Genomic DNA, 12,003 nt, shown 5'->3' on the forward strand with positions numbered 1-12,003 from the left:
CGATGAGCAGGGGCAGCACTGGCGTGGGTGTCCCACTAATGGTGGTCGCTTCCATCCCTCAAACGGAGCGCGTCGTGTCACCGGATGCGCGGCACCGTCGGGAACAGCCAGAGGGCCCCTGCCATGGCAGGGGCCCTCTGGCTGTTGTTCGAGGACATCCAACAGCAGGTGCTGCGGCAAGATCCAGGGGGCAGTTGTCGGGTCGCTGGACATCGTGGCCATGGCATCTTTGAAGGGGCGCTATGGCCGGAATCGTTCAGGGGTGGGTCAGAGGCCGGTGAAGGTAGAAAAGAAGCGGAAGAACACCGAGGCAGCCACGGCCACGTAGGCGATGGCCACCAGGGTCCAGGCCCACTCGGTGGCGAAGCGCACCAACCGGGGCGGGGCGGGGATGACGCCGTGGGCGAGGTTGCGCACGGTGAGCAGGAGGAACAGCGGGATCATCGCCGCCCACACGATCATGCAGTACAGGCACAGGATGTAGATCGCGAACAGGGCCTGGGACCACAGCCAGATCACGAACACCGCCCCGAGAGTGACCCCGACCTGCAGGCCCGCCCAGTACCAGCGCCCGAGGCGGGCCCCGGCCAGGATCGTCATGGCGGTGGTGATCACCACCGCGAAGGCGACGATGCCGATCAGCGGGTTGGGGAAGCCGAAGAGCTCCGACTGCCAGGTGCCCATGACTTGCCCGCAGGACACCCAGGGGTTGATGTCACAACTGGTGACGTGGCCCGGGTCCTTGTAGAGCTGAAGGCGCTCGAGCACCAGAATCGCCGAGGCGACCCACCCGATCACCCCGGTCACCAACAGGACCAGGGCGAAGGGGCGGCGACGGGCGAATCCGGGCAGGTGCTCCTCGGCGACCGGGCCGGCGCCTGGGTGGCGGTGGGCGCTGGTGGTGGTTTCAGCCATGGTGGATGTCCTTGGGGGTTCCTCGATCAACGGTGGCGTCGGTGGTGCCGTGCTGGTGTCTTCGAGCCAGGACGGCCAGGGCCGCGGCCAACAGGGGCAGGACCCCGGCCAAGAGGATGGAATGGGCCGCGGATTGTTGATCCGCCAGCGGAGAAGGCCCCCAGTCTCGGCCGAGTCCGGAGAACCACTCTGGTTGGATCACCGTCGGTGACAGGGCCGTGAACACCACCCAGATCCCCAGCACGGTGGCCACCGCGAGCAGCACCAAGGCCTGCGTGCGCACCGCTCTGCGGTCCGGTGGGGCGGCCAGCGCGGCGGTAGCGAAAATCAGGCCCAGGGCCACGGCGGTGGTGTTCATCAGCTCGTGGCCGACGTGGGTGTGCAGGGCCACGGCGAAGGCGGGGGTGTAGTAGAAGACGCCCAGCCCGGCCAGCATCAGGATCCCGGCCGGGGCCGGGTGAGCCAGCAGGGCCCCGGCCCGGGAGGTGCGCCATGCAGCGGCGAGCTCGCACCACCCGGTGCTGCCGTCAGTGCGGACCGGAACCAGGGCCGCGGCCAGGCGGCCGGGCGCTCCGGCGATCAGCAGCAGCGGCACCGGGAAGCTCAGCAGCAGGTGGGCGGCGGTGTGGACGCTGAACAGGATCGGGGCGTAGAGGGCCATCGCTCCGCAGGTGACGTAGACCAGCAGCACCAGACCGGCCAGGAATGCGGCCGTGCGTGCCACCGGCCATGGTGCGCCGGTGCGGCGCAGGTGTCGGGCCCCGCCCAGGTAGAGGCAAGCCGCGAGGATCGCCACGGCGATCCACAGCCAGTCGACGCGCCACTGGGTGAACCAACCGGAGAAGCTCAGGGGCGGGGGCAGGAGGTAGCCGGTGAGGATCTCCGCGGGGGTGATGTCAGGTTGTCTCTCCAGAGGCACCGGGGTGGGGGTGCGTGCCAGGGCCACGCCCAGGGCCATCACGGCGCAGAGGATGAAGACCTCCACGGTGATCAGCCGCCACACCCGGCCTAGCGTCGGGGTGCCGGCGGTGATCGCCCGGCGGTTCAGGTACCCCAGCACGCCCAGGGCCACGGTGGCGATCGTCTTGGCGATCACCAGCGCCCCGTAGCCGGAGTCCAGCCCGTCCCAGCCACCGATCCGGTAGACGGTGTTGATGACTCCCGAGACAGCCACCAGGACGAAAGCCACCCCGGCCAGGGCCGAGAAGCGTTCCAGCACGGTCCGGGCTGACCCGTGGCCGGTGGCGGGGGCGGTCAGCAGCGGGGCGAGCAGGGCGAGCACGATGATCCCGCCGGTCCAGATCCCGGCACCGAGCAGGTGCAGGGCCAGAGCATTGACGGCCCCGTTGTGATCATCGACCCCGGCCACGTGTCCCAGTTGGGACAGCGGGATGACGGCGGCCAGGGCCACCAGGGCGGTGGCGGCCACCGCCGCCGGGGAACGAACGAGCACGGCCAGGGTGGTGGTCAGTGCCGCGGCCACCGCGGTGACGGCCCATGCTTGGCCGGGGATCAGGCGGGTCACGTAGTAACCCAGTTGCCCGGTGAACTCGGCCGAGCCGGACACGGGAGCCCCGATGGTGTCGGCGTAGCTGAGCACGATGATCGCCACCGCCGCCAGGGTCCACACCGCGGCCGCGGCCGCAGCCACCGTCATGGCCCGGGCGAAGGCCGGGTGCTCGGCCCTGGTCTGTCCCGCTCCGGGGACCGGAGTGGACCGGGGCACCACGGTGGTGGCGAAGACCAGCCCGGCCCAGGTGATGCCCATGGCCAGGTGATGCACGGTCGTGGCCAGCGGCAACCCCCAGCGCACCAGGACCCCGGGATCGAGCACTTCCCGGGGCGCGGTGGCCCCGGAGGATCCCAGGGCCACCCACAGCACGGCCAAGGTCCCCACCCCGATACCGATGTAGACGGCAGCCATGGCGCGCCGGCGCCGTCCAGTCGGCGTCGGGCCGGGAGGCGGGGGGAGGACCACCGGCGGGGTGGGCGTGTGGGGTGGGGTGACCATTGGGTCAGTCGGTGGCTGCGGTTTCGACGGCGTCCCGGAAGCCTTCCAGGGACTCGGGGTTGAGCACTTCCCCATCGAGGAAGAACGTGGGAGTCCCACCCACCCCCAGAGCCTCACCGTCAGCGACATCGAGCTCGATGCGCTCCTGGGTGGCCGGATCAGCCACCGCGGCGTCGAAGGCGGCCATGTCCAGGCCGAGGTCTTCGGCAAAGCCGCGGAAGACCGCGCTCTGGTCCTCGGCCGACTCCCCCCACTGTTCCTGGGTCTCGAACATACGCTGGTACATCGCCTCGTACTGTCCCTGCTGGGCGGCGGCTTCGACCGCGAGGGCGGCGTTCATGGAGTTGCGGTGGCCCGGCAGCGGGAAGTAGCGGTGGACGAAGGTGACGGTGTCGGCGTACTCGGCCCGCAGCTCCTCGATGACGGGGTAGGCGGCCCGGCACCCTTCGCACTCATAGTCCAGGAACTCCACCAGCACGGCCTGTTCGTCCGGTGCCTGGGAGAGCACCCGGCTGTTCTCCCGCACGACCTGCCCCTGGCCCTGGGGCACCGTTTCGGGGGTGGAGTTGGCACGGGCGATGAGGATCGGGATGGCCACGGCGGCCACGACGGCGACCAGGAGGACCCACACGATGATCTTGGCCTTGGAGGGCTTCTGCTTTGGGGTGGGCGGGCTGGCGGTAGTACTCACAGGGGTGTCCGTTCTGTCTCCGGCAGCAGGGCGTACCGGTGGAGGGGGCTAGGGGTGGAGGGTCTCATCGTGGCGGTGGGAGGCCGGTTCGATCTGGAAGGTGGAGTGCTCGATGGCTACGTCGAAGTCACGGGCCACGCAGGCCTGCAGATCCGCCAGGACGACCCCGGCGTGCTCAGCGTTCAGGCAGCCGTCGTGGACGGTGACGTGGGCCGAGAGCACCGGGGTGTCGGAGTCGATGCGCGAGGCGTGCAGATCGTGCACACCGACCACGTGCGGCAGGGCTTCCAAGCGGGTGCGGACCTGCTCGAGGTCCAGGCCCTTCGGGGTGGTTTCCATCAGGACCTCGATGGTGTCGCGCAGCAGGATCAGAGCCCGCGGCACGATCAGGGCGGCGATCAACAAGGACACGACCGCATCCGCCCGGGTCCACCCGGTGGTGGCGATGACGATCGCGGAGACGATCACCGCTACCGAGCCCAGGGCGTCGTTGGCCACCTCCAGGAACGCGGCCTTCATGTTCAGGTTCTCCCCCCGGCCCGAGGCGAGGATGACCAGCCCGATGATGTTGCCGACCAGCCCGACCACCCCGAACCACAGCATGGCCGTGGACTCGACCTCGGGGGGCTCCAACAGCCGGCGCACCCCTTCGACGGCGATGAACCCGCCCACAGCCAGCAGCACCGAGGCCTGGGCGGCCGCGGCGACGATCTCGGCGCGCTGGTACCCCCAGGTGCGTTTGTCCGTGGCCGGTTTCAGCGCCAGGGTCGCGGCGGTGAGGGCGATGAGCAGCCCGGCCGAGTCGGTGAACATGTGCCCGGCATCGGCCAGCAGCGCCAGGCTGCCCGAGACCACCGCACCGATGATCTCGGCGACCATAATCGTGGCGGTGATGGCGAACACCACTGCCAGTTTCCCCCTCCGCCCGGCGCCGGCGTGGGAATGATCGTGCTCGCCGCTCATACCGGAATCTCCTGGGTGGTGGCGTCATCGGCGAGGGCCTCGGCGGCGCACTCGGGTGTCCCGCACCGGCACACCGGTTCGACGGTGAGGATAGTGCCCAGCAGGTCCTCCAACGCGTGGGCCAGCTTGGGGTCCGAGAGTTCATAGCGCACGTTGCGCCCCACCGGCACGCCCACGACCAACCCGCAGTCGCGCAGACAGGCCAGGTGGTTGGACACGATCTGCCGGCTCACCCCGATCCGGGCCGCCAGTTCCGAGGGCACCGCTGGGCCCTGCTGCAGCTGCAGCAGCACCGCGGCCCAGGTGGGATCGGCCAGTGCTTTGCCGAAACGGGACATCGCCGCGACCGGGGACAAGATCCTCATCCAATAACCGTACAGCAGAATCTGTATCAAAGGAGATGAGGGGCTTCCCTTGATGATCGGGCAATGTCCAGCTCGTATTCATACGGTGAGGGCGGACGGGGGTGCCGTCCGCCACTGCGGCATCCCCGTCCCCCGAGCCATCGCTGCACCCTAAGGGCTCTCGCTCCAATGCCGAGGCGGAGCAGGATAAGCACTGCCCGCGTCCAGCGGAAGACAGGGCAAGGCCATGAGCACTCTCCGATCCTCTCCGCAGGACTGCTCCCCGTGTGCCGATTCGCTGGCGTGTGCACATCGACAGGATCGTGGCAATCGTTCGAGTCTGCGGCTACAGCTGCGGAGTGCACCCATGCGGTCCATCCGAGTGCACCCATGCGGTCCATCGACGATGATCCTGGCGGGGCACTCCGCACCTGACGGATGAGCCCACCGGCCGGCCTTCACCACATCGGCGAGACTCACCGGTAGGTGTAGTACCCGTCGACGGGCATGGCGTTGACGGAGTGGACGAAGGTGCCCTGGGTCGGGTTCAGCGCCGAGACCATCTTGCCGCCACCGATGTAGATGCCGATGTGGTTGCCGCCGTTCTGGGACACCAGGTCACCAGGCTGCGGGTTGGACGTCGGGGTGGCGGCGGCGATCTGCTGGAAGCTGGTGCGGGGGATGTCGATGCCGTTCTGGGCGTAGACCCAGCCGGTGAATCCGGAGCAGTCCCAGGCCCCGAAGGAGGTCCCGCCCCAGACGTAGCCGGTGCCCACGCCCTGCATGGCCGTGCCCACGATGCCGCCGGCGGCCGGGGCGATCTCGGTGATGGCGGTGGACTGCGGGCTCACGCTCGAGGTGGCGGCGCTCTGCTGCGGGGCCGGGGCTTGGTCGACGGGGGCGGCGGGCTGCGCGGCGACCGGGGCCGGGGTGGTGTAGGAGGCCAGATCGGCCATCGCCGAGGCCGGAGCCGCATAGGAGGACCCGGAGGCGGCGGGGATCTCGGCGTAGGCCTGGGCCGGAGCGATGGAGCCCACCAGCGCTGCGCCGGCGGCGGCGACGACGGTGGTGGTACGCACGGCGCGCGAGGAGGTCTGGGCGCGGTGACGGGCAGTGTGCTGCTTGAAAAGCGACATGGTGGAGTTCCTCCCTTTGCCTACGAGGTGAGCTGTCGGATGCGGGTGGGAGACACCCGGCCGCAGAACGCACGCGCTCTGAGACTTAACCCCAAGGCCCCGGTACACCGGGACCGGTAATGGTTCCCCCGCTTCTGCCAAGCGATTTCTCTTCAGGAACCCCGAGCACCGGCAGAACTCGGCGATGTGCCACGAGGGCGCCGACAGGATCAGTGGTCGGCACGCACTGAAGAGTACAAGGAGATTACGAAACAATCACAATCCGATTCGGGAATGTATAGAGATCGTAAAGAAGTGGTCAAGGCTTGATGAAGACCTGAATTGTTGTCGGCTTTTTCCTGTTAATTTCCCGAGAAAGGCGGGGCGCTCTGCGCTTTGAGTGAGGTGGCTTGTTGGTGCGTGGACGCTGCGCGGGGAGTCGTCGCCCACACAGCGGTGGGGACAGGAGCCACTTCAAAAGGCGCGGCGGGTGGATCGAGAGCGAAGCCCGCGGCCATCCTGGGATATTTCGCGCTGCATCAAGCCCCGGAAATTTGGGCTCTGTCCATGCTCGCACTGACTGGCGGAACGTTAGCCAGCGTTGTGGTCGAGGAGATGCCCGACCAAGCCCACGAAGGCGACACCAGCGTGCCGGGACCGATCCTGCTCACCGGCGGAGTTGCGCTGTTCGCCGCGATCTCCGTCTACCTCGGTTCCTGAGAAGCCGTGCGCCCCGGCGTCCTCGTCTCGGGGCGCCGACGCGTGCCGACCGTGCTCAGTGGGCGCAGTTGGGACCGCATCCACCGCAGTGTGCACCGTCCTCGGCGGTGAGGACCGCAACGGGAGTGCAGCAGGCGTCTCCGCGCCAGGCCTCCAGCCCCTCCTTGACCGCCACGGCGGCGATCACCAGCGCAGCCAGCGGGTCGGCCCAGGACCAGCCCAGGGTGCTGTTGAGCACCAGGCCTACCAGCAGCACGGCGGAGAGGTAGGTGCACAGCAGGGTCTGCTTGGAATCGGCCACCGCAGAAGCAGAGCCCAGCTCCCGGCCGGTGCGGCGTTCGAACCAGGACAGGAACGGCATGATGAGCAGGCTCACCGCGGCCAGGGCGATCCCGACCGGGGAGTGTTCCGGCTCGGCGGCCCCGAGCAGGGCGCGGATCGCATCGACGGTGACGAAGGCAGCCAGGCCGAAGAAGGAGAACGCGATCACCCGCATCGCCACCTTTTCCCGTCGGTGCGGGTCCGGGGCGGCGAACTGCCACGCCACCGCCGCCGCGGAGAGGACCTCCACGATCGAGTCCAGGCCGAAGCCGATCAGCGCCGAGGAGGAGGCGATGGTGCCGGCGGTCAGGGCGATGACCGCCTCGAGCACGTTGTAGGTGATGGTGCCGGCCACGATCCAGCGCACCCTGCGGTGCAGCACCGCCCGGCGTGCATCGGCGATGGGCTTGGGGTCCAGGGTCAGGGAGGTCATGTGCAGGTGCATCCTTCCGGGGAGCAGCAGGTCGGGTCCACGGTGACCACCAGCTCCAGCAGGTCCCCCAGGGCAGCCCCGAGGCGGGGATCGGCCAGGGAGTACCAGGTGCTGCGCCCCTCGGCGGTGGAGGTCACCAGCCCGCACCCGCGCAGGCACCCCAGCTGGTTGGAGATCACCTGCTTGGACACCCCCAGGGCCTGAGCCAGTTCCGAGGGCCGGGCCGGGGCGTCTCGGAGGGACAGCAGGATCCGGGTCCGGGTCCCGTCCGAGAGAGCATGGCCCAACCGGGACAGGGCCGAAGTATGGGTGGGGGTCACCGCGGTCATCCCCCCTACGGTACAGGTTTCTGTGTACTGTTGAGGGGTGGCCTGCTGGCACTCCTCGGGCGCACCAGCGGGTCACCCGGGGCGTGCTGCGTTTGCCGGATCGAGGAGGACCGTGATGATGTCGGAAGTGGCCCCGGCTCTGGCGCTGGGCCTGTACCTGGCCGGCCTGGTGACCGCCTTCGGTGTGCGGTCGTGGATCCACCGGCGCCGCACCGGCTCCAGCGGCTTCCGCGGGGTGAGCGGGGCGCCCGGCTCGCCCGAGTGGTGGGGCGGGATCCTGTTCGCGGCCGCCCTGGTTCTCGGTGCGGCCGGGCCCGTCCTGGCCCTCACCGGCACCGTGGCCGCACCCCGGCTCCCGCAAGCACTGTCCTGGGCCGGGGCGGTCGTCACCGTGGTGGGTTTCCTCGGTGTACTAGCCGCCCAGGCCGGCATGGGCGCCTCCTGGCGGGTGGGTGTCGACGCCACCGAACGCACCGAGCTGGTCACCACCGGGGCTTTCGCCGTGGTCCGCAACCCGATTTTCACCGCGATGCTCACCACCCTGGCCGGCCTGACCCTCCTGGTGCCCACCGTGGTCACTGCAGCGGCGTGGCTGTGCTTGCTGGTGGCCGTGGAGCTGCAGGTCCGTCTCGTCGAAGAGCCCTACCTGCTGAGCACCCACCGACAGGCCTACGCCTCCTACGCCGCTCATGTCGGCCGGTTCATGCCCGGTCTCGGCCGACTCCGCCCCGCACCCCTGGGCGAGCTGACCCCCTGAACCCAGGACCCCACCACTGGCCGACAGTTCCCCCACCCCAGGAGACCAGCACCGTCCGGAGTTCCATGCCCCTGTGATCGGCTGTCGAGGCGCCCAGCCCCTCCTGCGCGCGCACGTTTGGGGGCATGACCAAGCCCTCGAGGCCGGGCCCCCATTCCCCGCGCCGGAAAGTTCGTATAGCTTAACTTTCTATGAGGACCGGGACCGGGCGCACCGGCTCAACAGGTGTTGCCGCCACTTCCCCAGGAGAGCGGTGGGTGCGCCGCCAACCGCTGCCCTGGTTGTTGGGTCCAGCCTTCGTGGCCGCGGTCGCCTACGTGGACCCGGGCAACGTCGCGGCGAACCTCACCGCCGGCGCCCAGTACGGGTACCTGTTGGTGTGAGTGCTGGTGGCCGCCAATGCCATGGCGGTACTCATCCAGTACCTCTCGGCGAAGGTCGGGCTGGTCACCGGATCGAGCCTGCCCGAGTTGCTGGGCGACCGATTGCCCCGGGGCTGGCGGCTGGCCTACTGGGTCCAGGCCGAGCTGGTGGCCGCGGCCACTGACCTGGCCGAGGTAATCGGCGGGGCGATCGCCCTGCACATCCTCTTCGGGATCCCGCTGCTGGCCGGGGGCGTGATCGTCGGGGTGATCTCGATGCTGCTGCTGGTCCTGCAGACCCGCCGGGGCCCTCGGTTTTTCGAGTTCGTCGTGACCGGCCTACTGGCGATCGTCACCGCCGGTTTCGTCACCGGCCTGTTCTTCGGCCCCGTGTCGTGGGACGAGGCCGTCGCCGGGATCGTCCCACGGTTCGAGGGCACCCCGACGGTCCTGCTGGCCGCGAGCATGCTCGGGGCCACGGTGATGCCCCACGCCATCTACGCCCACTCCGCCCTGGCGCGGGACCGCCACGGGCACTCGGTGCCCGCCGAGGCCCTGCCGCGGCTGCTGACCGCCACCCGGTGGGACGTGCTGCTGTCCCTGCTCGTGGCCGGGTCGGTGAACATCGCGATGCTGCTTTTGGCCGCGGGCAATCTCGCCGGGGTGCCCGGCACCGACAGCATCGAAGGAGCCCATGCGGCGATCACCGCCGCCCTGGGCCCGGCCGTCGGGGTCGCCTTCGGCATCGGGTTGCTGGCCTCCGGTCTGGCCTCGACCTCGGTGGGCTCCTACGCCGGATCAGCGATCATGGGCGGGTTGCTGCACGTGCGCATCCCGGTGTTCACCCGCCGGCTGATCACCCTGATCCCGGCCCTGGTCATCATCGCCGTCGGGGTGGACCCGACCTGGGCGCTGGTGCTGTCCCAGGTGCTGCTGAGCCTGGGCATCCCTTTCGCCCTGATCCCGTTGGTGCGACTGAGCAGCAACCGGGATCTGATGGGCGCCTTCGTGAACAAGGTGGCCTTGACTGTCGCCGCCTGGGTGGTCGTGGCCCTGATCGTGTCGTTGAATCTGGCGCTGATCATCCTGACCGCCACCGGGGCCGATTGAGTGGGCCCGGCAGCTCCGGCGCGGCACTCGGTAGCGTGGATCCCATGGACTTGAGTGAGATCACCCCGGTCGCCCAGGACTATCTCAAGGCGATCTGGTCGGCCACCGAATGGGGCGACCCGCCGATCACCACCACAGCCCTGGCGGCGCGGATGGGGACCTCCGCCCCCAACGTCACCGACACCGTCAAGCGACTGGCCGCCCAGGGGCTCGTCGAGTACCAGCCCTACAAACCCGTCACCCTCACCCCGCAGGGGCGCGCGTACGCGGTCGCGATGGTGCGCCGGCACCGACTGCTGGAGACCTTCCTCGTCACCACCCTGGGGTATCCGTGGGAGGAGGTCCACGACGAGGCCGAACGTCTCGAGCACGCCGTCTCCGACGCGATGATCGAGCGCATCGACGCCCAGCTGGGACGGCCTACGGCCGATCCGCACGGGGACCCGATCCCCACCGCGCAGGGACGCACCCGCCGCCCACTCAACACCACCCGGCTCACCAGGGCGAGGCCGGGACGATACGAGATCGTTCGTCTCTCTGATGCCGACCCGCAACTCCTGACCCGGTTCCGCGCCTGCGGCCTCGTGCCGGGCGGGCCTTTTCGTGTCATCGCCCAGGGAGCCAGCGGAACCACCGGTGTACCGGGGAACCAGCACACCGCGATCGATCTGGCCCCGGTGGAAGCCGAGGCCATCTGGGTGACACCCATCACCATCCTCAATACTCTCCGGAGCCTCTGAGAGCTGGTCACCGGACGAGCCCCTCACAGGACGCCGGTCTCAGCCGGCGGAGAGGATCTCGACGATGCGCTCCGGGTGACGGGTCGAGGTCAACCAATAAGGGGTGGGATCCACGGGATCGGTGATCTGGATGCGGACCACCGGGCCCACGGAGACGCGGAAGTTCATGTAGGCGCGGGCGTCAAGCTCGGGGCCCCGCACCCGTTGCACGGCGCTGCCGCGAAACGCTTCGGCCTCGCCCACAAACCGACGCTCGATACGGGCCCGCCCCACCTGCAACGACTCCCCGGTGATCACGATCCCGGTGCTCGAAACAATCAACGCCACCGCAGTGCCGCCGGCGACCACGGCCCCGACGGCCGTCCCGGCCCACATGTTGATCGGGGCCAGGGCAATGAAACCCACCAGGCCCGCGAAGAGCACGAGCAACCACATCCACCACGCGGCCGACAACCGTTCCTCGTACAGGACCGCCCCAGGGGCGGCCTTCGCGGGAAGGTTTTCGGCCCCAGGTTCGGCCGGGGAGGATCCCTGGGCGCTGCGGGACTCATCGGGTGGGCAGACGCCGGGGGACGCAGGATGGGACATGCTGCAACCCTCTCATGACAGCGCCCCCGCGGACCTTCTGGTCCGTGATCCCGGGGAGCAGATCCCGTCCGATCTGGGGTTTCTGGTTCGGCCCGATCACTGCCCCACCCAGAAATGACTTTGTGATGGGCGACAAGTGAGGAGTGTTCATCGATACCCGGCACTTCGGGAGCCCCCGTCGAGGACCTGGAGGCCACGGTTCTGCTGCCCAAGAATTGCATCCAGTGGTGCAAGAGCAATGCTGCGGGGTGCTGTCACCAGCCACGACAGCGTGCGGATGGGGCCCTCACCGATGTTATGTGGGTGAGGGCCAGCCACAAGCTGGATGGCCCCCACCAAAGCGCGATCAGTGCCCGAGGCCGGTCTTGTGGCTCACGTCCTTGTACCAGTCCGACCAGCCGTGACCGTCCCAGTAGCGGTACTTGACCACGTGGTACACCTTCTTGTCCTGGTGGTGATTGAAGTGGCGCCACTGCCCCCCCGCCCCAGGTTTCACCGCCGTGGTGGTTGAAGCTGTACTGGTAGTAGTCACTGCCGTGCTCGTGAGAATTCCCGTACTTGTCCTCGGCGTAGTAGTACTGCTTCACCTGCACCTTGGTGTAGC

The 12,003-nt window shown here is 68.9% G+C and carries 13 protein-coding genes, 1 pseudogene and 1 riboswitch; of the genes and pseudogenes, 4 read left to right on the forward strand and 10 right to left on the reverse strand.

What is annotated here, in order from left to right:
- Positions 1 to 267: 267 nt before the first annotated feature.
- From Q9R22_RS12850 to Q9R22_RS12875, 6 genes are all read right to left on the reverse strand, one after another.
- Positions 268 to 915 carry a vitamin K epoxide reductase family protein gene (locus Q9R22_RS12850; protein ID WP_019311269.1) on the reverse strand — a complete coding sequence of 216 codons (648 nt, stop codon included), beginning with the start codon at positions 913 to 915 and terminating at the stop codon, positions 268 to 270.
- Complete coding sequence (locus Q9R22_RS12855) at positions 908 to 2,839, reverse strand: cytochrome c oxidase assembly protein (RefSeq protein WP_019311268.1); 1,932 nt, start codon at positions 2,837 to 2,839, stop codon at positions 908 to 910. The genes Q9R22_RS12850 and Q9R22_RS12855 overlap by 8 nt, the downstream gene beginning before the upstream one ends.
- A gap of 91 nt (positions 2,840 to 2,930) precedes the next feature.
- On the reverse strand, positions 2,931 to 3,617 hold the full coding sequence (locus Q9R22_RS12860; RefSeq protein WP_019311267.1) for a thioredoxin domain-containing protein: 687 nt from the start codon (positions 3,615 to 3,617) through the stop codon (positions 2,931 to 2,933).
- Positions 3,618 to 3,665: 48 nt separating this feature from the next.
- Positions 3,666 to 4,580 (reverse strand): cation diffusion facilitator family transporter, encoded by a 915-nt coding sequence (locus tag Q9R22_RS12865; protein WP_019311266.1) that lies wholly within the window; start codon positions 4,578 to 4,580, stop codon positions 3,666 to 3,668.
- On the reverse strand, positions 4,577 to 4,945 hold the full coding sequence (locus tag Q9R22_RS12870; protein WP_311254288.1) for a metalloregulator ArsR/SmtB family transcription factor: 369 nt from the start codon (positions 4,943 to 4,945) through the stop codon (positions 4,577 to 4,579). Before Q9R22_RS12870 ends, Q9R22_RS12865 begins: the two co-directional genes overlap by 4 nt.
- 455 nt (positions 4,946 to 5,400) lie before the next feature.
- The gene (locus tag Q9R22_RS12875) at positions 5,401 to 6,060 is read right to left on the reverse strand and encodes a C40 family peptidase (RefSeq protein ID WP_019311264.1); all 660 of its coding nucleotides are present in this window, start codon (positions 6,058 to 6,060) and stop codon (positions 5,401 to 5,403) included.
- A gap of 5 nt (positions 6,061 to 6,065) precedes the next feature.
- Positions 6,066 to 6,254: riboswitch (cyclic di-AMP (ydaO/yuaA leader) on the reverse strand.
- 352 nt (positions 6,255 to 6,606) lie between these two features.
- Here Q9R22_RS12875 and Q9R22_RS12880 point away from each other — a divergent pair.
- Positions 6,607 to 6,759 carry a hypothetical protein gene (locus tag Q9R22_RS12880; protein WP_156125410.1) on the forward strand — a complete coding sequence of 51 codons (153 nt, stop codon included), beginning with the start codon at positions 6,607 to 6,609 and terminating at the stop codon, positions 6,757 to 6,759.
- Between the two features lie 55 nt (positions 6,760 to 6,814).
- Here Q9R22_RS12880 and Q9R22_RS12885 read toward each other — a convergent pair whose 3' ends face one another.
- Both Q9R22_RS12885 and Q9R22_RS12890 read right to left on the reverse strand, forming a co-directional pair.
- Positions 6,815 to 7,513, reverse strand: a complete 699-nt coding sequence (locus tag Q9R22_RS12885; RefSeq protein ID WP_019311262.1) for a cation transporter — start codon at positions 7,511 to 7,513, stop codon at positions 6,815 to 6,817.
- Positions 7,510 to 7,842 (reverse strand): helix-turn-helix transcriptional regulator, encoded by a 333-nt coding sequence (locus tag Q9R22_RS12890; protein WP_019311261.1) that lies wholly within the window; start codon positions 7,840 to 7,842, stop codon positions 7,510 to 7,512. Before Q9R22_RS12890 ends, Q9R22_RS12885 begins: the two co-directional genes overlap by 4 nt.
- A 115-nt stretch (positions 7,843 to 7,957) precedes the next feature.
- Here Q9R22_RS12890 and Q9R22_RS12895 point away from each other — a divergent pair, with 115 nt between their 5' ends.
- The 3 genes and pseudogenes from Q9R22_RS12895 (at position 7,958) to Q9R22_RS12905 (ending at position 10,811) form a co-directional block, all read left to right on the forward strand.
- Positions 7,958 to 8,599 carry an isoprenylcysteine carboxylmethyltransferase family protein gene (locus Q9R22_RS12895; protein WP_019311260.1) on the forward strand — a complete coding sequence of 214 codons (642 nt, stop codon included), beginning with the start codon at positions 7,958 to 7,960 and terminating at the stop codon, positions 8,597 to 8,599.
- A 191-nt stretch (positions 8,600 to 8,790) separates the two neighbouring features.
- Positions 8,791 to 10,071: pseudogene (locus Q9R22_RS12900) on the forward strand (Nramp family divalent metal transporter).
- A gap of 44 nt (positions 10,072 to 10,115) precedes the next feature.
- The gene (locus tag Q9R22_RS12905) at positions 10,116 to 10,811 is read left to right on the forward strand and encodes a metal-dependent transcriptional regulator (RefSeq protein WP_311254289.1); all 696 of its coding nucleotides are present in this window, start codon (positions 10,116 to 10,118) and stop codon (positions 10,809 to 10,811) included.
- A 39-nt stretch (positions 10,812 to 10,850) separates the two neighbouring features.
- Here Q9R22_RS12905 and Q9R22_RS12910 read toward each other — a convergent pair whose 3' ends face one another.
- Together Q9R22_RS12910 and Q9R22_RS12915 are read right to left on the reverse strand one after the other, a co-directional pair.
- A complete protein-coding gene (locus tag Q9R22_RS12910) occupies positions 10,851 to 11,399 on the reverse strand; it encodes a DUF3093 domain-containing protein (protein WP_231559544.1) in 549 nt (182 codons plus the stop codon).
- Positions 11,400 to 11,745: 346 nt separating this feature from the next.
- A complete protein-coding gene (locus tag Q9R22_RS12915; RefSeq protein WP_159450063.1) occupies positions 11,746 to 11,895 on the reverse strand; it encodes a hypothetical protein in 150 nt (49 codons plus the stop codon).
- Between the last annotated feature and the right edge of the window lie 108 nt (positions 11,896 to 12,003).

This window comes from Kocuria sp. PD6, from assembly GCF_031844145.1.
GTDB classification, from domain to species: Bacteria; Actinomycetota; Actinomycetes; order Actinomycetales; family Micrococcaceae; genus Kocuria; species Kocuria marina.

What these genes read in the sequence shown, in the direction of transcription:
- Q9R22_RS12850 (WP_019311269.1), bottom strand. Translation starts at nt 915, where the DNA reads ATGGCTGAAACCACCACCAGCGCCCACCGCCACCCAGGCGCCGGCCCG.
- Q9R22_RS12855 (WP_019311268.1), bottom strand. Translation starts at nt 2,839, where the DNA reads ATGGCTGCCGTCTACATCGGTATCGGGGTGGGGACCTTGGCCGTGCTG.
- Q9R22_RS12865 (WP_019311266.1), bottom strand. Translation starts at nt 4,580, where the DNA reads ATGAGCGGCGAGCACGATCATTCCCACGCCGGCGCCGGGCGGAGGGGG.
- Q9R22_RS12870 (WP_311254288.1), bottom strand. Translation starts at nt 4,945, where the DNA reads ATGAGGATCTTGTCCCCGGTCGCGGCGATGTCCCGTTTCGGCAAAGCA.
- Q9R22_RS12875 (WP_019311264.1), bottom strand. Translation starts at nt 6,060, where the DNA reads ATGTCGCTTTTCAAGCAGCACACTGCCCGTCACCGCGCCCAGACCTCC.
- Q9R22_RS12880 (WP_156125410.1), top strand. Translation starts at nt 6,607, where the DNA reads ATGCTCGCACTGACTGGCGGAACGTTAGCCAGCGTTGTGGTCGAGGAG.
- Q9R22_RS12885 (WP_019311262.1), bottom strand. Translation starts at nt 7,513, where the DNA reads ATGACCTCCCTGACCCTGGACCCCAAGCCCATCGCCGATGCACGCCGG.
- Q9R22_RS12890 (WP_019311261.1), bottom strand. Translation starts at nt 7,842, where the DNA reads ATGACCGCGGTGACCCCCACCCATACTTCGGCCCTGTCCCGGTTGGGC.
- Q9R22_RS12895 (WP_019311260.1), top strand. Translation starts at nt 7,958, where the DNA reads ATGATGTCGGAAGTGGCCCCGGCTCTGGCGCTGGGCCTGTACCTGGCC.
- Q9R22_RS12905 (WP_311254289.1), top strand. Translation starts at nt 10,116, where the DNA reads ATGGACTTGAGTGAGATCACCCCGGTCGCCCAGGACTATCTCAAGGCG.
- Q9R22_RS12910 (WP_231559544.1), bottom strand. Translation starts at nt 11,399, where the DNA reads ATGTCCCATCCTGCGTCCCCCGGCGTCTGCCCACCCGATGAGTCCCGC.